Source organism: Croceibacterium sp. TMG7-5b_MA50, from assembly GCF_039830145.1.
In the GTDB taxonomy this organism is placed as follows: Bacteria; Pseudomonadota; Alphaproteobacteria; order Sphingomonadales; family Sphingomonadaceae; genus Croceibacterium.
In genome coordinates, this window is the sequence record NZ_CP156082.1 from 556,369 (window position 1) to 580,899 (window position 24,531).

At 67.2% G+C, this 24,531-nt stretch carries 22 protein-coding genes; 12 read left to right on the top strand and 10 right to left on the bottom strand.

The window, feature by feature from the left end:
- The 4 genes from accD to trpB are packed head-to-tail and all read right to left on the bottom strand — an operon-like array spanning nt 1 to nt 3,039.
- On the bottom strand, nt 1-849 hold the full coding sequence (gene accD / locus V5740_RS02810; RefSeq protein ID WP_347303572.1) for an acetyl-CoA carboxylase, carboxyltransferase subunit beta: 849 nt from the start codon (nt 847-849) through the stop codon (nt 1-3).
- Entirely contained in the window at nt 846-1,631 is a 786-nt protein-coding gene (gene trpA / locus V5740_RS02815; protein WP_347303573.1) for a tryptophan synthase subunit alpha, read from the bottom strand. Before trpA ends, accD begins: the two co-directional genes overlap by 4 nt.
- On the bottom strand, nt 1,628-1,810 hold the full coding sequence (locus V5740_RS02820; protein WP_347303574.1) for a hypothetical protein: 183 nt from the start codon (nt 1,808-1,810) through the stop codon (nt 1,628-1,630). The genes trpA and V5740_RS02820 overlap by 4 nt, the downstream gene beginning before the upstream one ends.
- A complete protein-coding gene (trpB, locus tag V5740_RS02825; protein ID WP_347303575.1) occupies nt 1,807-3,039 on the bottom strand; it encodes a tryptophan synthase subunit beta in 1,233 nt (410 codons plus the stop codon). The genes V5740_RS02820 and trpB overlap by 4 nt, the downstream gene beginning before the upstream one ends.
- A gap of 109 nt (nt 3,040-3,148) precedes the next feature.
- Here trpB and V5740_RS02830 point away from each other — a divergent pair, with 109 nt between their 5' ends.
- From V5740_RS02830 to V5740_RS02840, 3 genes are read left to right on the top strand one after another with little or no spacing between them, the layout of a single operon-like run.
- Complete coding sequence (locus tag V5740_RS02830) at nt 3,149-4,774, top strand: AMP-binding protein (protein WP_347303576.1); 1,626 nt, start codon at nt 3,149-3,151, stop codon at nt 4,772-4,774.
- Nucleotides 4,771-4,995, top strand: a complete 225-nt coding sequence (locus V5740_RS02835) for a phosphopantetheine-binding protein (RefSeq protein WP_347303577.1) — start codon at nt 4,771-4,773, stop codon at nt 4,993-4,995. Before V5740_RS02830 ends, V5740_RS02835 begins: the two co-directional genes overlap by 4 nt.
- Nucleotides 4,992-8,819: an amino acid adenylation domain-containing protein gene (locus tag V5740_RS02840; RefSeq protein WP_347303578.1), complete on the top strand. Its 3,828-nt coding sequence runs from the start codon at nt 4,992-4,994 to the stop codon at nt 8,817-8,819. Before V5740_RS02835 ends, V5740_RS02840 begins: the two co-directional genes overlap by 4 nt.
- 1 nt (nt 8,820) lies before the next feature.
- On the opposite strand, the gene V5740_RS02845 is transcribed toward V5740_RS02840, so the two are convergent.
- The 3 genes from V5740_RS02845 to V5740_RS02855 are packed head-to-tail and all read right to left on the bottom strand — an operon-like array spanning nt 8,821 to nt 11,001.
- Nucleotides 8,821-9,558: a molybdopterin-binding protein gene (locus tag V5740_RS02845; RefSeq protein ID WP_347303579.1), complete on the bottom strand. Its 738-nt coding sequence runs from the start codon at nt 9,556-9,558 to the stop codon at nt 8,821-8,823.
- The gene (locus V5740_RS02850; RefSeq protein ID WP_347303580.1) at nt 9,545-10,228 is read right to left on the bottom strand and encodes a cytochrome b/b6 domain-containing protein; all 684 of its coding nucleotides are present in this window, start codon (nt 10,226-10,228) and stop codon (nt 9,545-9,547) included. Before V5740_RS02850 ends, V5740_RS02845 begins: the two co-directional genes overlap by 14 nt.
- Complete coding sequence (locus V5740_RS02855) at nt 10,225-11,001, bottom strand: SDR family oxidoreductase (protein ID WP_347303581.1); 777 nt, start codon at nt 10,999-11,001, stop codon at nt 10,225-10,227. The genes V5740_RS02850 and V5740_RS02855 overlap by 4 nt, the downstream gene beginning before the upstream one ends.
- A 201-nt stretch (nt 11,002-11,202) precedes the next feature.
- Between V5740_RS02855 and V5740_RS02860 the strand changes: the two genes are divergently transcribed.
- Nucleotides 11,203-12,192 carry a glycosyltransferase family A protein gene (locus V5740_RS02860; protein WP_347303582.1) on the top strand — a complete coding sequence of 330 codons (990 nt, stop codon included), beginning with the start codon at nt 11,203-11,205 and terminating at the stop codon, nt 12,190-12,192.
- Entirely contained in the window at nt 12,189-13,025 is an 837-nt protein-coding gene (locus V5740_RS02865) for a Crp/Fnr family transcriptional regulator (RefSeq protein ID WP_347303583.1), read from the top strand. Before V5740_RS02860 ends, V5740_RS02865 begins: the two co-directional genes overlap by 4 nt.
- 1 nt (nt 13,026) lies before the next feature.
- Here V5740_RS02865 and V5740_RS02870 read toward each other — a convergent pair whose 3' ends face one another.
- Nucleotides 13,027-14,343 carry an MFS transporter gene (locus V5740_RS02870; protein ID WP_347303584.1) on the bottom strand — a complete coding sequence of 439 codons (1,317 nt, stop codon included), beginning with the start codon at nt 14,341-14,343 and terminating at the stop codon, nt 13,027-13,029.
- Between the two features lie 90 nt (nt 14,344-14,433).
- Between V5740_RS02870 and pgsA the strand changes: the two genes are divergently transcribed.
- From pgsA to V5740_RS02885, 3 genes are all read left to right on the top strand, one after another.
- Entirely contained in the window at nt 14,434-15,000 is a 567-nt protein-coding gene (gene pgsA / locus V5740_RS02875) for a CDP-diacylglycerol--glycerol-3-phosphate 3-phosphatidyltransferase (RefSeq protein WP_347303585.1), read from the top strand.
- Nucleotides 15,001-15,278: 278 nt separating this feature from the next.
- Nucleotides 15,279-16,250 (top strand): calcium-binding protein, encoded by a 972-nt coding sequence (locus V5740_RS02880; protein ID WP_347303586.1) that lies wholly within the window; start codon nt 15,279-15,281, stop codon nt 16,248-16,250.
- 335 nt (nt 16,251-16,585) lie between these two features.
- Nucleotides 16,586-17,665, top strand: a complete 1,080-nt coding sequence (locus V5740_RS02885; protein ID WP_347303587.1) for a hypothetical protein — start codon at nt 16,586-16,588, stop codon at nt 17,663-17,665.
- Nucleotides 17,666-17,708: 43 nt separating this feature from the next.
- On the opposite strand, the gene V5740_RS02890 is transcribed toward V5740_RS02885, so the two are convergent.
- Together V5740_RS02890 and rnd are read right to left on the bottom strand one after the other, a co-directional pair.
- Nucleotides 17,709-18,605, bottom strand: a complete 897-nt coding sequence (locus V5740_RS02890) for a hydrogen peroxide-inducible genes activator (protein ID WP_347303588.1) — start codon at nt 18,603-18,605, stop codon at nt 17,709-17,711.
- Nucleotides 18,602-19,813, bottom strand: a complete 1,212-nt coding sequence (gene rnd / locus V5740_RS02895; RefSeq protein ID WP_347303589.1) for a ribonuclease D — start codon at nt 19,811-19,813, stop codon at nt 18,602-18,604. Before rnd ends, V5740_RS02890 begins: the two co-directional genes overlap by 4 nt.
- Nucleotides 19,814-19,924: 111 nt before the next feature.
- On the opposite strand from rnd, the gene aspS reads away from it, so the two are divergent.
- From aspS to mltG, 4 genes are all read left to right on the top strand, one after another.
- The gene (aspS, locus tag V5740_RS02900) at nt 19,925-21,757 is read left to right on the top strand and encodes an aspartate--tRNA ligase (RefSeq protein ID WP_347303590.1); all 1,833 of its coding nucleotides are present in this window, start codon (nt 19,925-19,927) and stop codon (nt 21,755-21,757) included.
- A 105-nt stretch (nt 21,758-21,862) separates the two neighbouring features.
- Nucleotides 21,863-22,099 carry an acyl carrier protein gene (locus tag V5740_RS02905; protein ID WP_039094202.1) on the top strand — a complete coding sequence of 79 codons (237 nt, stop codon included), beginning with the start codon at nt 21,863-21,865 and terminating at the stop codon, nt 22,097-22,099.
- A gap of 156 nt (nt 22,100-22,255) precedes the next feature.
- The gene (gene fabF / locus V5740_RS02910; protein ID WP_347303591.1) at nt 22,256-23,518 is read left to right on the top strand and encodes a beta-ketoacyl-ACP synthase II; all 1,263 of its coding nucleotides are present in this window, start codon (nt 22,256-22,258) and stop codon (nt 23,516-23,518) included.
- Nucleotide 23,519: 1 nt separating this feature from the next.
- Nucleotides 23,520-24,494: an endolytic transglycosylase MltG gene (gene mltG / locus V5740_RS02915; RefSeq protein ID WP_347303592.1), complete on the top strand. Its 975-nt coding sequence runs from the start codon at nt 23,520-23,522 to the stop codon at nt 24,492-24,494.
- Nucleotides 24,495-24,531 lie beyond the last annotated feature (37 nt).

The following is a 24,531-nucleotide window of genomic DNA, read 5'->3' on the forward strand; positions in this document are numbered from 1 at the left end:
TCAGCCGACCTGCGCGGGCGAGAGATAGGCGAGCAGGCGGGCGAGCGTCGGGCGCAACTCCCGCCGGTGGACGACCATGTCGATCATGCCGTGTTCCAGCAGGTACTCCGCCCGCTGGAAGCCTGGCGGCAGCTGTTCGCGGATCGTTTCCTGGATCACCCGCTGCCCGGCGAACCCGATCAGCGCGTTGGGCTCCGCGATGTGGATGTCGCCCAGCATGGCGTAGCTGGCGGTGACGCCGCCTGTCGTGGGATCGGCCAGCAGCACGATGTAGGGCAGCCCCGCTTCCCTCAGCCGTCGGGTCATCACCGTCGCGCGCGGCATCTGCATCAGGCTGAGGATGCCCTCCTGCATGCGCGCGCCGCCGGCCGCGGTGACGACGATGTAGGGCACTGCCGCCTGCAAGGCGGCTTCCGCCCCGTTGCAGAAGGCCTGCCCCACCGCCTGCCCCATGGAACCAGCCATGAAGGTGAAGTCCTGCACGCCGACCACCGCGCGGTGGCCCTCGATCGTCCCGCTGGCGGCGGTGAAGGCGTCGCAATGGGGATTGCTGGCGCGCGCCTGCTTCAGCCGGTCGGGATAGCGCTTGGTATCGCGGAATTTCAGCGGGTCGTCGGCCACCGTCGGGTCGGGCAGCAGGCTGTATCCCGGATCAAGCAACTGGGCGAGCCGAGCGTCGGCGCCGATGCGGCCGTGATGATCGCATTTCGGGCAGACATACAGGTTCGCCTCGTACTCCTTCACGAACAGCATCTCGTTGCAGTTCGGGCAGCGCACCCACAGATTATCGGGTGTGTCGCGGCGCGGCGCGAAAGGCAGCGAGTTGCGGACGCGGCTGAGCCAGCTCATGCCCGCGCCTCCCCATGCACCGCCGTCGACAGCGAGGTGGCGAGCGCCTGCAGGTGCTGCGGCGCGGCGGCGCCATGCTGGCCGACCAGCTCGACAAAGGCGGAGCCGACCACCACCGCATCGGCCACGCGGGCGATGGCGGCGGCCTGTGCCGCCTCTCGAACCCCGAAGCCGACGGCGACAGGCAAGTCTGTCTGCTGTTTCAGACGCATCACATTCTCTTCAATGGAGGCCATGGCGGCCTGCTGCTTGCCGGTGATCCCGGCGACCGAGACATAGTAAAGGAACCCACCCGCGCCATCCAGCACGGCGGGCAGCCGCGCATCGTCGGTGGTGGGAGTGGCAAGGCGGATCAGCTGGATACCAACGCCGCGCAGCGCCGGGCCGAGATCGGCATCCTCCTCCGGCGCGAGATCCACGCAGATCACGCCGTCAACACCGGCGGCGTTGCAGGCGGCTGCAAACCAGTCCGGCCCGCGCCGCACCATCGGATTTGCATACCCCATCAGCACCAGCGGCACGGTAGGATGACGCTGGCGAAAGGCCGTGGCGATCGCCAGCACGTTCGCCGTCGTGGTGCCTGCCGCCAGCGCGCGGATGTCCGCCGCCTGGATCGCGGGACCATCGGCCATGGGATCGGTGAAGGGCATGCCCAGCTCGATCACGTCGGCCCCGCCCGCGACCAGCGCGTCCAGGTTCGCGGCGGTGTCGCCGTCGCCCGCGGTCAGGAAGCAGATCAGGGCAGGGCGCCCCTTGGCAAAAGTATCGGCGAAGCGGGTCATGCGCGCCCCAGCAAGGTTGAGCCCAGCGCGATGATGGCCGCGCCGATGGCAATTTCGATAAGGTCGTTCATGCCCACGGTGACGCCACGCGACAGCAGGTACCGTGTCAGCAGGCGTGCGCCCGTCAGCGCCGTGAAGAACAGGGCGAAACTGGTCGCGAGGGCGGTCAGGAACTTCAAATCTTGACGCCCAGCCGTTCGGCCACGGTAAAGATGTCCTTGTCGCCCCGGCCGCACAGATTGGCCAGGATCACGCTGTCACGTGGCATCTCCCGCGCGCGGTGCACGATCGCGGCGATAGCATGGGCGGGTTCCAGCGCGGGGATGATACCCTCCGTCCGGCACAGCAACTGGAAGGCGTCCAGCGCCTCGAAATCGGTGACAGCGGTGTAATCTACCCGGCCGCTTTCCTTAAGCCAGGCGTGTTCCGGGCCGATGCCGGGATAATCCAGGCCCGCACTGATCGAATGGCCTTCGGTGATCTGGCCGTCCTCGTCCTGCAATAGGTAGGTCTTGTTACCGTGCAGGATGCCCGGCGCGCCGCCCGCCAGCGATGCGGCATGCCTCTGGTCGAGGCCGTAGCCCGCCGCCTCCACGCCCAGCATCTTCACGTCGGCATCGTCCAGGAACGGGTGAAACAGTCCGATCGCGTTGGACCCGCCGCCAATCGCCGCAACCAGCAGGTCGGGCAATCGCCCGGTCCGCTTCAGCATCTGCTCGCGCGCCTCGCGCCCGATCACGCTCTGGAAGTCGCGCACCAGCTCCGGATAGGGGTGCGGGCCGGCGGCGGTGCCGATGATGTAGAAGGTATCGTGGACGTTGGCGACCCAGTCGCGCAGCGCCTCGTTCATCGCGTCCTTCAGCGTGGCGGCGCCGCTGGTGACCGGCACGACCTCTGCCCCCAGCAGCTTCATGCGGAACACGTTGGGCTGCTGGCGGGCGACGTCCGTCGCGCCCATGAAGATCACGCACGGCAGGCCGAACCGGGCGCACACCGTGGCGGTCGCCACGCCGTGCTGGCCGGCGCCCGTTTCCGCGATGATGCGCGTCTTGCCCATGCGGATCGCCAGCAGGATCTGGCCGATGCAATTGTTGATCTTGTGCGCACCGGTGTGGTTCAGCTCGTCCCGCTTGAACCAGATGTCCGCACCCATGCCGGCCGGCGCGTCGGCGCGCAGGGCATCGGTCAGCCGCTCCGCAAAATAGAGCGGGCTGGGCCGGCCGACATAATGTTCCAGCAGGTCGTCGAACTCCTCCTGGAAGCGCGGATCCGCCTTGGCCGCGCGATATTCACGCTCCAGGTCGAGGATCAGCGGCATCAGGGTCTCGGCCACGTAACGTCCGCCGAACTGGCCGAAATGGCCGCGCTCGTCCGGCTGGTTGCGGAAGGAATTGGGCTGGCTGCTCATCGGCAGCGCGCCTGCCACGACACCTGCGCCCTGTCCAGCATCCGCGCAGGTTGCCAAGGCCGTGCGTCAGCCATAAAGGCGCGAACGATTAGCAACAAGGAACTGACGCGTGACGGTCCCGCTGCAACAGGTTTGGCCCGACGAGCTGGCAGAACGCTACCGTGCGCGGGGTTACTGGCAGGGCGAGACCTTCCGCGCGCTGCTGGCCAGACGCACCGCCGAAAGCGCCGACGCCGTTTCGGTGATCGGCGGCGGGGGAGAGCGCTGGAGCTATTCCGAGCTAGGCCGGCGGATCGACCTGGCCGCTGCCGGCTTTGTCGCACTGGGCCTGGCGCCGGGGGCGCGGGTGGTGGTGCAGCTGCCGAACGTACCGGAATTTCTCAGCATCACCTTCGGCCTGATGCGCGCCAATCTGGTGCCGGTCTTCGCCCTGCCGGCGCATCGCGAGACCGAGATTGCCCACTTTGCCCACAAGGCCGAGGCTGCTGCGTTGGTGGTGGCGGAGCGGCATGACGGGTTCGACTACCCGCCGATGGCCGCGGCCGTGCAGGCGCAGGTGCCGACCTTGCGCCACACGATCGTCATCGCGCCCGGCAGCGAGCCCTTCGGCAGTGGCGCGGAGGCGGAACTGCCGGTGGCGGATGTCAGCCCGTCATCGGTGGCGCTGGTGCAGATCAGCGGCGGCAGCACCGGCCTTAGCAAGCTGATCCCGCGCACGCACGACGACTACCTTTACTCCATTCGGGGCAGCAACGAGATCAGCGGGGTCACCGCCGACAGCGTCTATCTCTGCGCGCTGCCCGCCGCGCATAATTTCCCGATGAGCAGCCCCGGCCATTTCGGCGCGATCATGGCCGGGGCGACCGTGGTGATGGCCCCCGCACCGACGCCCGATGTGGTGTTCCCGCTGATCGAGCGGGAGCGGGTGACGATCACCGGGCTCGTCCCACCGCTCGCGCTGCTGTGGTTGCAGGCGGCCAAGCGGACCGCGCATGACCTCTCCAGCCTGCAGGTGCTGCAGGTAGGCGGCGCCAAGTTCATGGCGGAGGCGGCGCGCCGCGTGCGGCCCGAACTCGGCTGCACGCTGCAACAGGTGTTCGGCATGGCCGAAGGGCTGGTGAACTACACAAGGCTGGACGATCCGGAGGAGATCGTCACCACCACGCAGGGGCGCGCGATCAGCCCGGATGACGAGGTGCTGGTGCTGGACGATGCTGGCAATCCCGTGCCCGATGGCGAGACCGGCCACCTGCTGACCCGTGGCCCCTACACGATCCGCGCCTATCACGACGATCCCGCGGCCAATGCCCGCGCCTTCACGCCCGACGGTTTCTACCGCACGGGCGACATGGTGCGTCGCCTGCCCGGCGGCTACCTGGAGGTGCAGGGCCGGGCCACCGACCACATCAACCGCGCGGGCGAGAAGATCAGCGCGGAGGAGGTGGAGGATCACCTACTGGCGCACCCACAGGTGTTCGATGCCGCCGTCGTGTCGCTGCCCGACCGCTTCCTGGGCGAACGCAGCTGCGCCTTCATCATCGCCGATGGTGGCGAACCCGATCCGGCGGCGCTGAAGGCGTGGATGCGTGGGCGCGGGATCGCGGCGTTCAAGGTGCCCGACCAGATCGTGTTCGTGCCCGATTTCGCGACCACGGCCGTCGGCAAGGTCAGCCGCCGAGAATTGCGCGCGAGCCTGCGGGCGCAGATGCTGGATGCTGAGGGAGCCGGCCGATGATGGATTACGCCACCTTCTGTGACGAGGTCGCCGAGTTCCTGGGCACCGACAAGCTCGACCCCGACATCAGCCTGCTGGACCAGGGGCTCGATTCCATGCGCGCCATGAACCTGGCGATGGAGTGGGAAGAGCTGGGGATCCCGCTCGACTTTGCCGACCTCGCCCAAGTGCCCACGCTGGCAGGCCTGTGGGTGCTGGTGGAGGAGCGGCGGGGCTCTTGACCACGTTTCCCCTGACCGAGGCGCAGGAAGGGCTGTTCTGGGCCCAGCGGCTCGATCCGGCCAACCCCATCTTCGTCACCGGCCAGTATCTCGACCTGGCCGGCCCGCTCGACGTGGCGGCGCTCGCGCGCGCGGTGGCGCAGGCGGGGCAGGAGGCGGAGGCGTTGCGGCTGCGGATCGGCAGCGACGGCCGCCAGCAGGCGACAGGGGCCGCCCCGGAACTGCAGCAGGTCGATTGTTCTGCGGCGGCGGACTCCCACGCCGCGGCGCTGGCACTGATCCGGGCCGACATAGCGCGTGCCGTGGACCCCGCCTGCGATCCGCTCGCCCGGCAGGTGCTCTACCGGCTCGCGCCGGAACGGCATCTCTGGGCGCAGCAGGTGCATCACCTGGCGATCGACGGCTATGGCATGGTGCTGCTGACCGCGCGGGTTGCGGAGCTGTATGGCCGCTATGTGGCCGGGCAGGATTCTGGCGGGCGCGCGCTGGCGCCGCTGATCGGTTTGCTGGCGGAGGATGCCGCATACCGCGCCTCTGCCGACCGGGTGGCCGACGGCGCGTGGTGGCGCGACTACCTCTCTGGGATCGACGATGTCGCGGGCATGGCGCCCGGCCGGGCGGCGACCGCGCACACCTTCCACCGCACGGCGGCGGCCTTGCCGCGCCCGCTCTGCGCGGCCTTGCTGGATCACGCTAGGTCGAGCGGGCTAGCCTGGCCCGACCTGCTGACCGCGCTGACCGCCGCCTATTGCCGGCGCTTCGTCGGTCAGCAGGAGGTCGTCGTCGGTGTTCCGCACATGGGCCGCATGGGCAGCGCATCGGCCCGCGTGCCCGTGATGGTGATGAACGTCCTGCCGCTGCGGGTGGGGGGTGAGGAGACCGCACCCTTGCGCGAGTGGCTGTCCGCCGTCGCCACCGATCTTGCCCAAATCCGGCGGCATGGCCGCTACCGCTCCGAACAGGTCCGCCGCGACCTCGGCCTGATCGGCGGCGACCGGCGGCTGTACGGCCCTTTGGTAAACGTCCAGCCGTATGACCGCGCGCCGCGCATGGCCGGGCTGGAGGTGACGCTGCATGTCACCGGCACCGGCCCGGTGGATGACATCCACTTCACCTTCCGGGGCGACCCGGCGCGCGGGCTCTCGATCGAGGTCGACGCGAACCCAGCTCTCTACACTCTCGACGCCGTGCAGGCGCATGGCACGCGGCTGGCGGTGTTCCTCGGTAACGCGCTGGCGGCGGAGCGGCTCGCCGAAGTACCCACCGCCACCCCGGCGGAAGCCGAGCGGGAACTGCACTGTTTTAACCAGACCGCACACCCCGTGCCGGACACCACACTGACCGCGCTGATCGAGACGGCATTCGAGGATGGGGGCGAGGCGGTCGCCCTGCGGTTCGATGGCGCGAACGTGACCTACGCCGAACTCGATCGACGTACGGCGGCGCTGGCCGTTGCCTTGCAGGCACGCGGCGTCGGGCCGGAAAGCATCGTCGCAGTCGCGCTGCCGCGATCGGTGGAGCTGGTTGTCGCGCTGGTTGCCGTGCTGCGCGCGGGCGGCGCCTACCTGCCGCTGGACCTGGACCACCCGGCGGACCGCATCGCCACGATCCTGGACAGCGCGCGGCCGGCGGCGGTGCTGGCGGCCGACGATCCGCACGGGCTGTACGGCGAACGGCTGCTCCCTCCATCGGACTGGACGGGGGAGGGCGCACCCAGCGGCAGCGTTATGCCGTCAGACGCCGCCTACGTCATCTACACCAGCGGTTCTACCGGCGTGCCCAAGGGCGTGGTGGTGGAACACCGCGCCAGCGTGAACCGCCTGCTGTGGATGGCCGATCATTACGGCATCACCGCCGCCGACCGCATCCTGCAGAAGACACCCGCGACCTTCGACGTGTCGGTATGGGAATTCTTCCTGCCGTTGATCCGCGGCGCCACGCTGGTCATCGCCCCGCCGGACGCGCACCGCGATCCGGTGGCGCTGGCACGGCTGATTCGGGGGGAGCGGATCACGACGCTGCATTTCGTGCCCTCCATGCTCGCCGCGTTCCTCTCCGCGCCGGAGAGCGCCGGCCTCGTCATCCGGCGGACCTTCACTAGCGGGGAGGAGCTGCCGGCCGAACTGCGCGACCGGTTCCACGCGCGCATAGCGGGCGAGCTGCACAACCTCTACGGCCCGACGGAGGCTGCGGTGGACGTCACCTTCTGGCCGGCCGGGCCGGATGATCGCAGCCGACCGGTACCGATCGGCCATCCCGTCTGGAACACCAGCTTGCTGGTGCTCGACCAGCACCTCCATCCGGTGCCGCCAGGCGTGACCGGGCAGTTGTTCCTGGGCGGCACGCAACTGGCGCGCGGCTATCTCGGCCGCCCCGACCTGACGGCGGAGCGGTTCATCACCCGCGATGGCGAGCGGCTCTACGCCACTGGCGACCTCGCCCGCAGACGACCTGATGGTGCCATCGAGTTCCTGGGGCGGGCCGACAATCAGGTGAAGCTGCGCGGCCTGCGCATCGAGCTGGGCGAGATCGAGGCGGCGATTGCCGACAGCGGTCTCGCCGCGGCGTCGGTGGTGCTGGTCCGGGAGGAGCGGTTGGTCGCGTGGCTGGTGCCGAACGCGGGCTACAATCCGGAAGGGCTGCGCACGGCGCTGGCGAGGCGGCTGCCATCATACATGGTGCCGAACCTGTTCGTGCCGATTGCAGCCATGCCGGTGACGGCGAATGGCAAGCTGGACCGCCGTGCTCTGCCCGCGCCCGACTTTGCGGGCGAGGCGGGCGACGCCCCGGCCACACCGACGGAGCGGCGGCTGGCGGAACTGTTCGTCGCCGTGCTGGAGCTGCATGGCCCGCTGGCCGTCACGGACGACTTCTTCTCACTAGGCGGGCATTCACTTCTGGCGGTGGACCTGCTGCTGCGTATCCGGGAGGAGTGGGGGCAAGATCCCGGTCTCGCCACCCTGTTCGAGGTATCGGATATCCGCGGCCTCGCCGCACGAATCGACGCGGCGGGCGGCGGCGATGACGGTCTCGGCCCGCTGATCGTACTGGCGCGTGGGGAGAAGGCGCCGCTGTTCCTGGTACATCCGGCCGGCGGGCTTTGCTGGGGATATCGCACCCTGGCCACCAGCCTCAGCCCGGATCGTACGGTCTATGGCTTGCAGGCACCCGCCCTTGACCCGGCGGTGCCTCCGCCGGAAAGCCTGCGGCTGCTGGCGGAGGATTATGCCCGGCGGATCGACGCGGCTGCGCCCGACGGCGCGGTACACATCGCCGGCTGGTCGGTCGGCGGTCTGATCGCCCAGGCGGTGGCCGTCGCGCTGCAGGACATGGGGCGCGATGTCGGGCTCCTCGCTCTGCTCGATGCCTATCCCGCTGATTGCTGGCGGGCCGAGGCCGAGCCGACGGAGGCGCAGGCCCTGCGCGCCTTGCTGGCGATCGCCGGCCTCGATCCGGAGGCGCATCCTGACCTCACCACGCGGGAACAGGTAACCGCGTTCCTGCGCGGCAGCGCGTCTCTCCTTGGCAGCCTGCCGGCAGACGCGCTGGATGGCGTGGTCAGGGTGGTGCTCGACAACAACCGGCTGGTGCGCGGGCATCACCACCGGCGCTTCACCGGTACGCTGGTCCACATCCGCGCCGCCCTGGACCATGGCGATAAGCCGCAACTGGTGCCGGAAACATGGGCACCCTACGCCGCCGCCGTGGAAAGCCTTGCCGTGCCGTTCCTGCATCCGCAACTGACCGGCCCTGCCGCCAGTGCCATGGTCGCGCCGCTGCTAAGCGAGCGGATGATGACGGACCGCCTGATACCTGCCGACTGACTCAGATGCCGGCATACCACTGGTATCCGCGATCTTCCCAGAAGCCGCCATTGCCGTCACCGATGCCATCCAGGCTGGCGACCGCCTCGATCCCGGTCAGGTACTTGGCATGCTTGTAGCCAAGCTGCCGTTCCAGCCGCAGCCGTAGCGGTGCCCCATTCTTGACCGGCAACGGCTCCCCGTTCAGCCGATGCGCGATGATCGTCTGCGGGTGCCACGCATCGGCCAGGTCGCAGCTTTCGTAATAGGGCGCGCCGTACAGCAGGTCGGCGCAGCGGAACAGGATGTAGCGCGCCTCCGCCCGCACACCCGCGCTCTCCAGGATCGGGCCTAGCTGCGGGCCGGTCCACTGGCCGATCGCGCTCCATCCCTCGACGCAATCGTGCCGGGTAATCTGGGTGCGTTGCGGCAATGCCCGAATGTCGGCGAGCGACAGGCTGAGCGGGCGTTCCACCAGCCCGCCGACCTGCAACCGCCAGTCGGCGAAACCGTTTGCCTGATGCGCGCGATAGAGCGGCGTATTGACGTCAGTGCTGCCATTTCCGCGGAAATCGGCGGAGATGGCGCTGACGGGATATTCGCGCGCCAGCGGGCGGGGCCCGCCCATGGCGCGGTGCGCCAGACGGTGCAGCCCCTCCGCCTGGTCCACCGCCCATGCGAAGGGCGCGGTCTCCCCGATCCTGGTGCAGCCCGTGGTCAATGTCGCCGCCAGCCCGGCCAGCAGGTTACGCCGCTTCATCGTCAGCCCTCCCGCCGGTGATCATAGCCTTGACCTGTCCCCATGGGCCGGACAGCAGCACCAGCAGCACATGCCCGATAGTGAACAGCGTCAGCAGCGTGGCGGCGATGAAGTGCAGGCTGCGCGCGCTCTGCCGTCCGCCCAGTGCCTGCCCCAGCCAGCCCCACGCGGCATCCGCCCCCGGGCTGATCGCCATGCCGGTGGCGATCATCAGCGGCAGCAGGATGAAGATCACCACGCCATAGCTCAGCTTCTGCAGGAAGTTGTACTTGCCGCCGTGCAGCGCGGCGAAGCGCAGCCGCAGATGCGCGCCGATGTCTGCCAGCACCGCCCTTGGGCGCCACTCGCGCCGGTGTGTCACCAGGTCGCGCTTGAAATGGCGGTTGGCGAGGCTGGCCACCATGAACAGCAGCAGGCCCAGCGCGAAGACCCACGCGAACAGCACATGCCAGTCGCGCGCTGCGGCCAGGCTGTAATGATCGGGGATGGTCATCCAGTGGGGAAATCGCGGCAACGCGGCCCAGGCCCGCATCGGCTGAAACCCGCTGTCGCCCCAATACAGCCACGGATGCGCGTTGGAGATGTTGAGCCCACTCATCAGCAGCACCGCCAGGCACAGCACGTTCAGCCAGTGCCACAGCCGGGTGGCGAAGGCGTGACGTCTCTTCATGCAGCTGCTCCGCCTGGGTCCATGAAGATCACGTCGCGGGGCTGGCGCAGCAGGTGCTGCCCGCAATCGACGAACAGGGTCTGCCCGCCCGCCAGTGGCCCGGTGGCGAGCAGCAGCGCCGCGCCGGCCATGTCGTCCAGAGTCACGCGGCGACGCAGCAGATTCAGCCGGTGCGTCCGCTCCGCCTCGGCATCGTTCTGGTCAAGGCTTGCCAAGATCGCGCCCGGCGCCAGCGCCAGCACCCGATCCTGCGGCCGGCCCGCCTGATCCTGCGCCATCTGCTGCCCTGCGACGATGCTGGACAGCGCGTGTTTGGTCATAGTGTAGTGCGGGAAGTCGGGATTGGGGTGCGCGACCTTCTGGTCCGTCAGGTGGATCACGCGGCGCCCATCCGCCACCTCCGGCAATTGCAGGAAGGCCTCGGCCAGCGTGACCGGAGCCAGCGCGTTGACGCGGTACAAGGCCATCGCATCTTCTGGCTCCGCCGCTTCGCCGAAGCGGGCGGCATTGTTCACCAGCACCCGCCAGCGGGGCAGCCGGGCGGCGAGTTCCTGCACCAGCCGGCGGCATGCCTCCCCATCGGCCAGGTCAGCGCGGACAACCTCCGCGCTGGGTAGCCCGGCGGCCAGTTCCTCCGCCGCGTCGATCGATGCCTGGCAATGGATCACAACGTGCCAGCCCGCCTGGGCGAAGCCACGCGCGAAGGCCGCGCCGATCCGGCGCGCACCGCCGGTGACCAGCACTGCCGGAATATCGGTTGAGGGGTTCGTCATGGCGCCGGTTCAAGCAGATAAGCGGCGCTTCGTGAACCATGGCTGTGTGCCCTACTTGACGCGCATTAATTTAGGTTGGGGCGGGAACACGGCAGCTGTCTAACAGGTTAACGTGTCCGAGGTCTCACCTTCCCAGACTGTCCTGATTTCGGACGTATCTGAGTGCGTTAGGTGACTGGGGCAGGAGTTTACGGGTCGATCATGACTATCTCGGTCTGCATTGCATGGACGGCACCCTTCGACCTGGCGGGCGGCGACTTGGTGACGCAGGGTAGTCCGGCTGCGGCGGCACTCAGCCGGACGCTGCAATCGCTGCGGGCCGGTAATCGTCCGCCCCGCGAGGTGATCGTGGCCGTGCCGTGCGATGCGCGGCTGCGTCTGCCACAGGCGAGCTTCCCCATCCGCAAGCTGCGCATGCCCGACGATACGAGTCCCACCGCGATCCGCAACGCGCTGGCGCAAGAGGCGCAGGGCGATGTGCTGGTGTTCCTGGACCCGCAATGCATGGTTACGCCCACCACCCTCGATGATTACGCCACCGCCTTCGCCCGCGGCCTGCGCGGCATCGTGGCGGGTGAACTTGGTTTCCTGCCGCCTGATGCCGACGGCGCTGCCGTAGATGGGATGCAGCAACATCCGGATCGGCCGGCAGTCCCGATGGGTCCGATCGATCTGTCCGGGGAGGCCGCTGGCGTCTGGGGCATGAACTGGGCGGTCAAGGAGGCCGAGCTCGCCTCGCTCGGCGGCTTCGATGAAGGCTACGCTACGCTGTCCGTGGGGGAGGCTGATCTCGCACGCCGTGCTGCCGAACGGGGCATGGGACCGAGATGGATCGCCGGGGCCGGTGCCTTGCACCAATATCGCAGCCGGGCGGTGCCGCCGCTGGCGCAGATCGATGCGCTGCTGGCCGATGCCGCGCAGTTCCACGCCCGCTGGGGCGAGCCTGCGCCCGAACGCTGGCTGCGCGCCTTCGCCCTCATGGGCCTGATCGCTCCGGCGAAACCGGGTGAGCAGCAGCCGGGCCAATGGCGCAAGCTGCGCGAGCCCAGCGACGCCGACGAGGCGATGATCAATCCGCCGGATGGCCAGTGGTGGCCGGGCAGCGCGCAGCTGGTGCAATGGCTGGAGGATCGGGCGGTCGTCCGGCTCGACACCCGCGGCAACCGCCCCGGTTCGGGCACCGCCGCATGAAGGGCGCACCGCAGGGCCGCTCTCAGGAAATGCAGCGCACCATGATCGATGCCGAGGAGATCGCGGCCGAGGTCGAGCGTTACCCGCTGACCGGCCGGTTCCTGATGGGGCGGTTGCGCCATGCCATCCGCGAACAGGAACGCGCGCTGCTGGAAAGCCTCGTGACCGAAACGGCTTACGTTGAAGCCGGCACCACCGTGCTGCGCCGGGGCGAGCTGGTCAGCCGCAGCACGATCCTGATTGATGGCTACATGATGCGCACCGGCACCGATGGCAGCCGCCGCTTCATCCTGGGCCTGCAGGTGCCCGGCGACTTCGTCGACCTGCACGGCTTTGCCCTGCGCCGACTGGACCACGATCTGGTCAGCGCCGGTCCGGTCAAGGTCGGCTACGTTCCGCATGACCGCCTGACCGAAGTGGTCGCTAACGAGCCGCATCTGGCGCGGATCCTGTGGTTCGCCACTCTGCTGGATGCCGCGATCCACCGCGAATGGATCATGAAGCTGGAACAGCTGACTGCGGCCCGCCGAGTAGCGCATGTCTTTGCGGAGCTTTGGTATCGGCTCGATCAGGTGGGGCTTGGCCGGACGGACAGTGTGCGCACCCCGCTGATCCAGGCCGATCTCGCCGACATGTGTGGGACGACCGCCATCCACATGAACCGCGCGCTGGCTCAGCTGCGCAAGGAAGGCATCGGCGAACTGCGCCGTGGTACGCTCTACGTCCAGGATCGTCAGCAGCTGGAGGAGTTCGCGACCTTCGATCCCAGCTATCTGTACGGTCGTGGGCAGCTGGCGATCGAAGGCAGTTTGGAACAGCCCGGCGGCAAGTAGATCACGCCGCCGCCGGCGCTGCCCGTTCTGCCCGGTGCAGGATCAGCCCCAGCCACGCCGACACGACTGACATGGCGGCGCTCAGCAGCAGTTGCTCGACCAGCGGGATACCCGCGGCCGACAAGCCGCCTGCCAGCAATGAACCGCCGACCATCGCGCCCGAATTGACGATGTTGTTCGCCGCGACCGTGCGCGCGGCCTGCGCGGGATCGCACTTGGTGGTGAGGAATGCGTAGAGCGGCACCACGAACATCCCGCCCGCCACTGCGATCAACAGCAGGGTGCCCAGCACCAATGGGGCGAGCGGCTGCACCAGGAAGCCGGGCACGTCCAGCAATCCCGGTGGTAGGCTCTGCCGTTCCCAGGCGCGGCATACGAAATAGAACCCGGCCACGAACGCCCCCATGAACAGGACCGACACCGGCGCATGGCGGGCTGACACCTCGCCCTTCAACAGGGCGTTGATTGCCACCGATCCGATTGCCACGCCGATGGAGAAGATTACCAGGAACAGGCTGGCGACCTCCTTGCTGGCATGAAGCACGTTCTTGGCCAGCGGCGGGAACTGGATGAACAGCACCGCGCCGATGGTCCAGAAGAAGCTGATCGCCAGGATCGCCAGGAACACCTCCCGCTGGTGCATGGTGTTGCGGATCAGCGTGATGGAGGACCGGATGACATTGCGGTCCACCCGGCCATTGCGCTCGTAAGGCGGGGCGGGCGGCACCTGCAGGCTGGTGACATAGCCGACCAGCGCCGCCACGATCACGATCCCCGCCGCCAGTTTGACGGAGATGTATCCGGCCAGGATCGTCCCCGCCAGAATGGCGATATAGGTTCCGGCCTCCACCAGGCCAGTGCCGGCCAGCACCTCCTCCCGCTTCAGGTGTTGGGGCAGGATGGCGTATTTGATCGGGCCGAAGAAGGTGGAGTGAATCCCCATCGCGAACAGGGCGGTCAGCAGCAGAGGCAGGGCCAGCGGACTGTCACGCCCGCTCTGCCAGGCGAGGTAAAGGCCGGCGGCGCCCACCAGCATGATGCCGATCTCCGCCGCCTTGACCCGGCGAATGATCGCCGCCTTGTCCGTCAGGTCGGCCAGCTGTCCTGCCAGCGCCGAGAGCAGGAAGAATGGCAGGATGAACACGCCGGACGCGATGGCGCTGAACTGCGCCTCCTCCGCCTGCGAATCGTAGAAGGTGTAGACAACGAACAGAACCATCGCGTTCTTGAACAGGTTGTCGTTGAAGGCGTTCAGCAACTGCGTTGCGAACAGCGGCAGGAAGCGCCGCTTGCGCAGCAAATGGAGGGAAGTCAGCATGACGGCCCGTGTCCTAACCCGCCGCTGGCCAAGAACAAGCGGCAACAGCGCTTTTTGTCCGCCGCATCAGGCGCTAGGGCAGGTGGAACCATGCTGAAGCTGCCCAACCTCCTCACCCTGTCGCGCATCGTCGCGGTCCCCCTGCTCGCCGCCCTGCTGTGGTGGCCGGCATGGCAGGCGGGCTATGCGCTCGCCTTCGTGCTGTACTGCCTGATGGGCATCACCGACTATTTCGACGGGCTGCTCGCCCGGTCCAGCGGGGCGGTGAGCAAACTTGGCATCTTCCTGGACCCGATCGCCGACAAGATCATGGTCGCTGCGGTGATCCTGGTGCTGACCGCGAAAGGGCAGCTGACCGGTCCGGTGGTGGGCGACCTGCATGTCGTGGCCGGCCTGATCATCCTGATCCGGGAGATCGCGGTGTCCGGCCTGCGAGAATTTCTGGGCGGCCTCCAGGTCAGCGTGCCGGTCAGCCGACTGGCCAAGTGGAAGACGACGTTGCAACTGGTGGCGCTCGGCGCCCTGATCCTGGCCGGGGCTTTGCCGGCAGAGACATGGATCCGGTTGTGCGGTCTTGCGAGCCTGTGGGGCGCGGCCATCCTGACGCTGGTGACCGGGTGGGACTACCTGCGTGTCGGCCTTCGTCACATGGACTGAAGGCTGAGGGGGGAAGTAATTACGCTCTGAAAGCAGCTTTGTTCCGGCCAGTCCGCGTCTAGTTTTCAGCCCGACAAATCGCTGTACCGAAATAGAACAAACGGGTGATGTCTCGATTGTAGACGAGCCCTCTTAAAGACTGGACCTGATCGCGGGCTGCGCGTTTACCCGACGTCGCGAGCAGACAAACGTTCATCAATCACGACGTTGCGCTCGGTCCCACGACGGACGTCGTTTGGGGGCGTGCCTTCGTGCGACCGTACCAGGAGGGTAACCTTATGATCAACACTACCGCCGATTTCGAGACTCTGTACGGCACCGATGGCGATGACGAGCTCAACAGCGGCAACAACGGTTCTTCCCTGTATGGTGAGGATGGCGATGATACGCTGACCACCGGCTTCATCGGCTCGGGCTACACTGGCGAGCTGTACGCATTTCAATTCGGCGGCGCGGGCCGTGACTCGCTCTCCGTGCTGATCCGCGCGTCGACCTATTACTCGTTCACGCAGCTTGAAGGCGGCGATGACGATGACCTGCTGCAGGTCCGCAACGACATCGTGAACATGGATGCCAACGCCGACGTGGCGCTGAACGAGAACTTCCTTCTCGGCGGCAACGGCGATGACCAGCTGTTCGTCGATGCTACTCTGATGAGCGTGAATGGTGGCAACATCACCAACGAGACCTATGGCGGCGACGGCAACGATTTCATCAACATGACGGCGCGCGTCCTGGGGGATACCGATGTGTTCCTCGCCAGCAATTACGCGGAAGGCGGCTCGGGCAACGACACGATCTTCGTGACGGGTTCGGGCGATGCAGACGACTACGTGTACAATGTCGCGTTCGGCGGCGCCGGTGCCGACGTGCTGGTCGGCCGGACGGTGGGTGACGCCTATGGCGAAAGCTACTTGAATGGCGGCACCGGCGATGACGTGCTGCGTACGATCGATGGCTTCTACAACGAGATGTACGGCGAGGCCGGCAGGGACGTCCTGTTCGGCGGCACAGGGACGGACATCATGGAAGGCGGCACGGGCGCCGACACGTTCATGTTCGACCTGAACGGCGGGAACGACACCATCACCGACTTCACGGTGGGTACTGACATCTTCAACCTCATCAATGGCCAGACGATCGGCTCGATCACGGCCAGCGGGTCCGACACACTGGTGACCTTTGGCGACGGTGCCACCGTGCTGCTGCAGGGTGTCACCGTGACCGATCAGGCGCAATTGTTCGCCTGATCCGCCGCACTTTCCTAAAATAATGCGCAGCGCGCCGGCGATCCCCATCGCCGGCGCGTTTTTGTTTGGGCGCAACAAGCCCCGACCCGACCAAAGGTTCCTCACGCAGCGCATCACTGCCGTAAGATGCCTAAGCGCGTCTGACATCAGACAAAGTATTGTCGACGAACAGATGAGCGATTCGCAAGCAACAACAGGAAATTGTGTCTGCTAAAGCACTGTCGCGTGGAATACAAAGCAACATACTTCGTGGCACCAGTCTCCTCAAATGTGATTAATGGCTGAAGGCGGGCTGGCGCGGCCCGTCAGCCACATGGTTCGTTGGGAGACTTCAGATGGCAAAGAAGAATACGATCTTCGCCGTGATCCAGGGAATCGCAGACAATGCGACCTATACCGGCACAACTGACGCCGACACGATCACCACCACCTACAACAACAACACCCTGAACGGTGGCGGTGGCAATGACAGCATCACCACGACACTGACCAATCGTTCCGATGACCTGTTGATCTACCAATACGGGCAGGCCGGGAGGGACACGCTGGCCGTCGCGGTAAACGCCGCATCTCGTTACCTGGGGTCCGTTGCCGATGGCGGCGCTGGCAATGACACGATCACCACCAACACCACCCTGACCAATCCGTTCAGGGACACGCTGCTGGAAACCTATGCCGTCGGTGGCGGCGGTGACGACACGATCTCCATGACAGCGGCGCTGAACAGCGGCGGCCTGCTGTGGCAGGAAGTGTATGCCGGTGCGGGTGACGACACTGCCACCATGAACGCCACCACAACCGGCGGGGCGGGCACGACGGCTTACAACTATGCCGAGGGTGGCACCGGGAACGACAACATCTCCGCCACTGTGTTCGGGGCGGAGGGTTCGACCCACTTCAACGAGCTGTATGGCGATGATGGCGTGGATCCGGGTCTTCTCGGTCCCAGGAGCGATGATACCCTGACCGGCACCGTCATCGGTACGGGCGGGGCCAGCTACCTCTACGGCGGGTACGGCAACGATACGCTGCGCGTCTACGGCGGCAATGGCAACGAGCTGTACGGTGGCGACGGTGCCGATTCGCTGCGCGGCGGCACTGGCGACGACACCTTCACGGGTGGCGATGGTGTCGATACGTTCTGGGTCGGCAGCGGCGGCAACGATGTTATCACCGACTTCGACTTCGGCCTGCTCGGCACTTTTATCGGTTCCGACCGCTTCGCTTTCGAACCGGGCGTGGATGTCAGCCTGCTGGAAATTTCGATCAACCCGGATCAGCTGCTACAGATCAGTCTGGCCGGCAACCCGCTGATCACGCTCGCGGGGTCGGAAGGTACGGCTGTCGACGTCCTGCAGGACCTGCTCGACCTGCTGTTCCCCGGCGCTCCCGTCACCGGCGAAGTGCCCGGCTGACGTCCCGGATGGCCAGCCCGGTTCTCGCCGGGCTGGCCGTTCCTCATCCCGCCCTGAGTTCCTCGGCCAGCAGGCGGAATTCATCCGCTCGCGGGCTGTTCTTGCGCCAGACCAGCGCGATTTCGCGGCTGGCGTGATCCGATTGGAGGGGCCGCGCGGTCACGGCGGTACCGTTCAGGATGCCGGCATCGACCGCCATCTGCGGCAGCAGCGTGACGCCAAGGCCATTGTCCACCATCTGCACCAGCGTGTGCAGGCTGGTGCCGATCATGGTGGCACTGGCGCGCAGGCCCGGCCGGTCGCATGCGGCGACGGCGTGCTCGCGCAGGCAATGGCCATCCTCCAGCAGCAGCAACCGTCCCTCGTCGATCGTCGCCGGCGCAACGCTGCCCGGCGGATCGCGCGGATCGTCCTGTGGCAGCGCGATCAGCAGCGGATCGTCGCAGATATGCTCATGCTCGATCTCGCCCGTGGGATAGGGCAACGCCAGCAGCACGCAATCGGCCCGCCCCTGCTGAAGCGAATCGAGCGCGGCGTCCGTCGTCTCCTCGCGCAGGAACAGCCGCAATTGCGGGCGTTCGCGCCTGAGCCGCGGCAGGATGCGCGGCAGCAGGAAGGGCGCGATCGTCGGGATGACGCTCATGCGTAATTCGCCGGCCAGCGGCTTGCCGGCGGACTGCACCAGATCGGACAGCTCCTCCGCCTCGCGCAGCAGGCGGTGTGCCTTCTCCACCACTTGGTTGCCCAGCGGCGTGAAGCGGACCACGCGCCGGCTGCGCTCCACCAGCGTCACGCCCAGCAGCGATTCAAGCTCGCGAATGCCGGCCGACAATGTGGACTGCGACACGAAGCAAGCCTCCGCCGCGCGTCCGAAGTGGCCGGACTGGTGCAGCGCCACCAGATATTGCAGCTGCTTGATGGTGGGTAGGTAGGTGCTCACGCCTCGTCGTCTGCGGGCGCTTCGACCGGCGGAACGGGTGCGGCATCGTCGATATGCGTCATCTTCAAACGCCCGTTCTCGACCGCGAAGGCCAGCTTGCCCTCCACCAGGTCCAGCGCGTCGCGCCCAAACGTGTCGTAGCGCCAGCCTTCCAGCACCGGCAGCTTGCGCACGCCGGCAGCCAGTTGCTCCAGTTCGTCGGATCGGGTCAGCAGGCGGCTGGCGACGTCGATCTCCCGACTGCGGATCTTCAGCAGCAGCTTCAGGAGGTCCGCCACCAGCGCGCCCTCCTTGCCCAGCGCAGGTCCGCGCTGCGGCCGGTCGGGCATCTCGTCGGCGGGCAGGTCCTCGGCGCTCTCCAGCACCTTCATCAGGCGCCGACCGATATCGTTGTCTCGCCATGCCTGAGAAAGGCCGCGGACCTTGGCCAGCTCTTCCTGCTTGCGCGGCGGATGGCTGGCGAGGTCGGCCAGCGTCTCGTCGCGCATGATCCGGCCGCGCGGGATGTCCTTGCCCTGCGCCTCCTTCTCCCGCCACGCGGCCAGCGCCTTCAGCCGGCCCAGCACGGCGGCACTGCGGCCCGGCGGGCGGATGCGGTGCCATGCGGTGTCGAGGTCGTTGGCGTAGTTCGCGGGATCGGCCAGCCGCTCCATCTCCGCGTCCAGCCACTGGCCGCGCCCGGTCTTGACCAGCTTCTTCAGGATGCGCGGGAAGATCTTGGCGAGGTAGGTGACGTCGCCGATCGCATATTCGATCTGCCGTTCGGTCAGCGGGCGCCGGCTCCAGTCGGTGAAGCGCGCGCCCTTGTCGATCGTCTTGCTCAGCCACGCCTCCACCAGATTGGCGTAGCCGATCTGTTCGGACTGGCTGATCGCCATCATGGCGATCTGCGTGTCGAAGATGGGGTGCGGCGTGCGCCCGGTCAGGTTGTAGATGATCTCCACGTCCTGCCCGCCCGCGTGGAAGACCTTCAGCACGTCCTCGTTATTGGTCAGCAGCTCCAGCAGGGGCGCCAGGTCGATGCCGGGCGCCAGCGGATCGATCGCGGCCGCCTCCTCCTCGTTGCCGATCTGCACCAGGCAGAGCAGCGGATAATAGGTGTTCTCGCGCATGAACTCTGTGTCCACGGCGACGAAGTCGCTTTGCGCAAGCCGGTCACACAGGTCGGCCAGCGCCTGCGTATCCGTGATCAGCGGATGAATCTTCATAAGCGTGTGCCGTTAGCGCGCCGCGGCGTTTCCGCCAATAACCCCGCGCGCGATTGTCGGGTGGCGCAGGCGCGCTTGTCCCGCCCGCAGCTTCCGCTATGGAGCGCGCCCATGCATACCTACCGGACCCACAATTGCGCCGCGCTGCGGCAGGACCATGTCGGCGAGAGCGTGCGCCTGTCGGGCTGGATCCATCGCAAGCGCGATCATGGCGGCGTGCTGTTCGTCGACCTGCGCGACCATTACGGCATCACCCAGATCGTCGCGGACAGCGACAGCCCGGCACTGCCGGTGCTGGAATCGCTCCGGGTCGAAAGCGTCGTCACCATCGACGGCGCGGTGAAGGCGCGCAGCGAAGGAACGGTCAACGCCAACCTGCCGACCGGCGCGATCGAGGTGTTCGCCCGCGGCGTCACTGTGCAGAGCCGGGCGGAGGAGCTGCCGCTGCCCGTGGCGGGCGAGCAGGAATATCCGGAGGAGATCCGCCTCAAGTACCGCTTTGTGGACCTGCGCCGCGAACGCCTGCACCGCAACATCGTGCTGCGCAGCCAGGTCATCTCCTCCCTGCGCCAACGCATGATCGGGCAGGGCTTCACCGAATTCCAGACGCCGATCCTGGGCGCCTCCAGTCCGGAGGGTGCGCGCGACTACCTCGTGCCCAGCCGCCTGCATCCCGGCACCTTCTACGCGCTGCCGCAGGCGCCGCAGATGTTCAAGCAACTGCTGATGGTCGCGGGCTTCGACCGCTACTTCCAAATCGCGCCCTGCTTCCGCGACGAGGATCTGCGCGCTGACCGCAGCCCGGAATTCTACCAGCTCGACTTCGAGATGAGCTTCGTCACGCAGGACGACGTGTTCAACGCGATCGAGCCGGTACTGGCCGGCGTGTTCGAGGAGTTCGGCGGCGGCAAGGCAGTCACCCCCGCCGGCAGCTTCCCGCGCATCCCCTACCGCGAGGCCATGCTGAAGTACGGCAGCGACAAGCCGGACCTGCGCAACCCGCTGGTCATCACCGACGTGTCGGGCGAGTTCACCGACAGCGGCTTCGGCATCTTCGCCAAGATCGTCGGCAGCGGCGGCGTGGTCCGCGTGATCCCCGCGCCGAACACCGCCGATCGCAGCCGCAAGTTCTTCGACGACATGAACGACTGGTCAAAGCGCGAAGGCTTCGCCGGCTTGGGCTACGTCACCCGCAAGGGCGGCGAGTTCGGCGGCCCGATCGCCAAGAACCATGGGCCGGACAAGATGGCCGCGCTCTACGACGCGCTCGGCCTCGGCCCCGACGACGGCCTGTTCTTCGCCGCGGGCAAGGAGAAGGAAGCCGCCAAGCTGGCCGGTGCTGCGCGCACCCGCGTGGGCGAGGAGCTGGGCCTGATCGAACAGGATTGCTTCAAGCTGTGCTGGATCGTCGACTTCCCGATGTTCGAATATGACGACGAACAGCAGAAGGTCGATTTCAGCCACAACCCCTTCTCCATGCCGCAGGGCGAGCTGGAGGCGCTGGAGACGCAGGACCCGCTCGACATCCTGGCGTGGCAGTACGACATCGTCTGTAACGGCTACGAACTGTCCTCGGGCGCGATCCGGAACCACCGCCCGGACATCATGTACAAGGCGTTCGAGATCGCCGGCTACGCGCGGGAGGAGGTCGATGCGAACTTCTCCGGCATGATCGAGGCGTTCAAGCTGGGCGCCCCGCCGCATGGCGGCTCCGCGCCGGGCATCGACCGCATCGTGATGCTGCTGGCGGACGAGCCGAACATTCGTGAGGTCATCGCCTTCCCGCTGAACCAGCGGGCGCAGGACCTGATGATGGGCGCCCCCAGCCCGGTCAGCCCGCGCCAGTTGCGCGACGTCCACATCCGTCTTGCGCCCGAAGCGGCCAAGGCGGCGGATGCCGCACCGGCCGCGGAAAAGGTGCGGGTGGATCAGGCAGGCGCCTGAAACCCCCGCATCAGCGCAGCGGCCCGGCACTTGCCACGCCTTGCGGCGTTCACTAGTGGCTGGGCCAACCACAAAGCTTCCCAAGTTCTGCAAGAAGGGCACATCATGAGCGATACCGCCGACCGCGTGAAGAAGATCGTCGTCGAACATCTGGGCGTCGAAGAGGACAAGGTCACGCCGGACGCCAGCTTCATCGACGATCTGGGTGCCGACAGCCTCGACATCGTCGAGCTGGTGATGGCGTTCGAGGAAGAGTTCGGGGTCGAGATCCCGGACGACGCCGCGGAGAAGATCAATACGGTTGGCGACGCCAACAAGTACATCGAAGAGCACAAGGGCTAAGGTCCGGGGGCTAAGGGCTACGCCCGCCACGGCCCGTTCCGACGCGCCGGCCCTGCGCCGGCGCGGACGGGTTCGCAAGGCTCGGCCCCGGTGCTTGACCGGCGGCTGGGCCTTTGCCTTTTGTGGCTGACACGCGAGAAGTTTGAGAGGATCGTTATGCGGCGAGTGGTCGTGACAGGGCTGGGTCTGGTGACTCCGCTGGGTGCGGATGTCGAGACGGCATGGGCCAACCTGATCGCCGGGAAGAGCGGCGCGGGCCCGATTACCCGCTTCGACGCTTCGGACCAGAAGTGCCGCATCGCCTGCGAGGTGAAGGGCAAGGATCACGAGTACGGCTTCGATCCCGACAAGCGCGTCGACCACAAAGTTCAGCGCCAGGTCGATCCCTTCATCGTCTATGGCATCGATGCCGCCGGCCAGGCGATCGAGGATGCAGGCCTCACCGACATGGACGAGGCGACCCGCCTGCGTGCCGGCTGCTCCATCGGTTCGGGCATCGGCGGCCTGCCCGGGATCGAGAAGGAATCGCTCGTTCTGGCGGAGAAGGGTCCCGGCCGCGTCTCGCCGCACTTCGTCCACGGGCGCCTCATCAACCTCATCAGTGGGCAGGTTTCCATCAAGTATGGCCTGATGGGCCCGAACCACGCGGTCGTCACCGCCTGCTCTACCGGCGCTCACTCCATTGGCGATGCCGCGCGCATGATCCGCGACGATGATGCGGACATCATGCTCGCGGGCGGCGCGGAAGGCACCGTGTGCCCGATCGGTATCGCCGGCTTCGCGCAGGCGCGCGCCCTTTCCACCGGTTTCAACGACACGCCCGAGAAGGCGAGCCGCCCGTACGACGTCGGCCGCGACGGCTTCGTCATGGGGGAGGGCGCCGGCGTCGTCGTGCTTGAGGAATACGAACACGCCAAGGCGCGCGGCGCGAAGATCTATGCGGAGGTCGTGGGCTATGGCCTATCGGGCGACGCCTACCACGTCACCGCGCCGCACCCGGAAGGCTCGGGCGCGTTCCGCTCCATGCAGATGGCGCTGAAGAAGGCGGGCATGACGCCGGACGACATCGACTACATCAACGCCCACGGCACCTCGACACCCTTGGGTGACGAGCTTGAACTGGGCGCGGTTCGCCGGCTGTTCGGCGATGCGATGCAGAATGTGTCGATGAGCAGCACGAAGTCAGCCATCGGCCACCTGCTGGGCGGCGCGGGCGCTGTCGAAAGCATCTTCTGCATCCTCGCCATGCGCGACCAGATCGTGCCGCCGACGCTCAACCTCGACAATCCGTCGGAGAATTGCGTCGGCGTGGACCTGGTGCCGCACACTGCCAAGAAGCGCGAAGTGCGCGCCGTGCTGAACAACAGCTTCGGCTTCGGCGGCACGAACGCCAGCCTGGTGATGGTGCGACCCGAGTAACATGCGCCGCGCCGGTTGCCTGCTCGCGGCGCTTGCCGCCGTGCTGCTGGCGGGCGCCGGCGGCTGGCTGGCCGGCGGCTGGTGGATCACCTCCTCCGTGGAGGAGGACAGCAGCTTCATCGTGCCGAACGGCGCGACGTTGGCGCAGGTGGCGAAACGGCTTGCGGCGGACGACTTGGTCGGGTCGGCCAGCACGTTCCTGCTGCGCGCCCGCTTGCTGGGCAGCGGCGACCCGGTGAAGGCGGGCGAGTTTGCCATTCCCGCCGGCAGCAGCAGCGCCTTCATCCTCGACACGCTGCAACACGGGGAAGTGATCCGCCGCTTCGTCACCGTGCCGGAAGGCATGCCGTCCGTGCTGGTCCACGAACGGCTGATGGCGGAGCCGCTGCTGACCGGTGCCGTCGCCGTGCCGCCCGAAGGCAGCATACTGCCGCAAAGCTACGACTTCGAACGCGGCGAACCGCGCGCCGCCGTCCTCGCCCGCATGCAGGATGCCATGCGCCGTACCCTGGCGGAACTGTGGGCGAAGCGTGCGAAGAACATCGCCGTCAGCACCCCGCAACAGGCCGTCGTCCTCGCCTCCGTCGTGGAGAAGGAGACGGGCGTACCGGCCGAACGCCGCATGGTGGCCGGTCTCTACTACAACCGCCTGCGCACCGGCATGCGGCTGCAGGCCGATCCGACGATCATCTATCCGATCACCCGCGGCAAGCCCCTCGGCCGCCGCATCCGCCAGTCGGAGATTGCGGCGGTGAACGGCTACAACACCTATTCCATGGCCGGCCTGCCGACAGGTCCGATCACCAATCCCGGCCGCGCTTCGATCGAGGCGGTGCTGAACCCCGCCGATACGAAGGCGCTGTACATGGTCGCGGACGGGAAGGGCGGTCACGTCTTCGCCGCCACGCTGGAGGAGCACAACGCCAACGTCGCGCGCTGGTTCGCCCTCAGGCGCCAGCGTGGGGAGATCGATTAACCTCAGGATCGGAACAGGCCGGGCCCTCGCGCGTCCC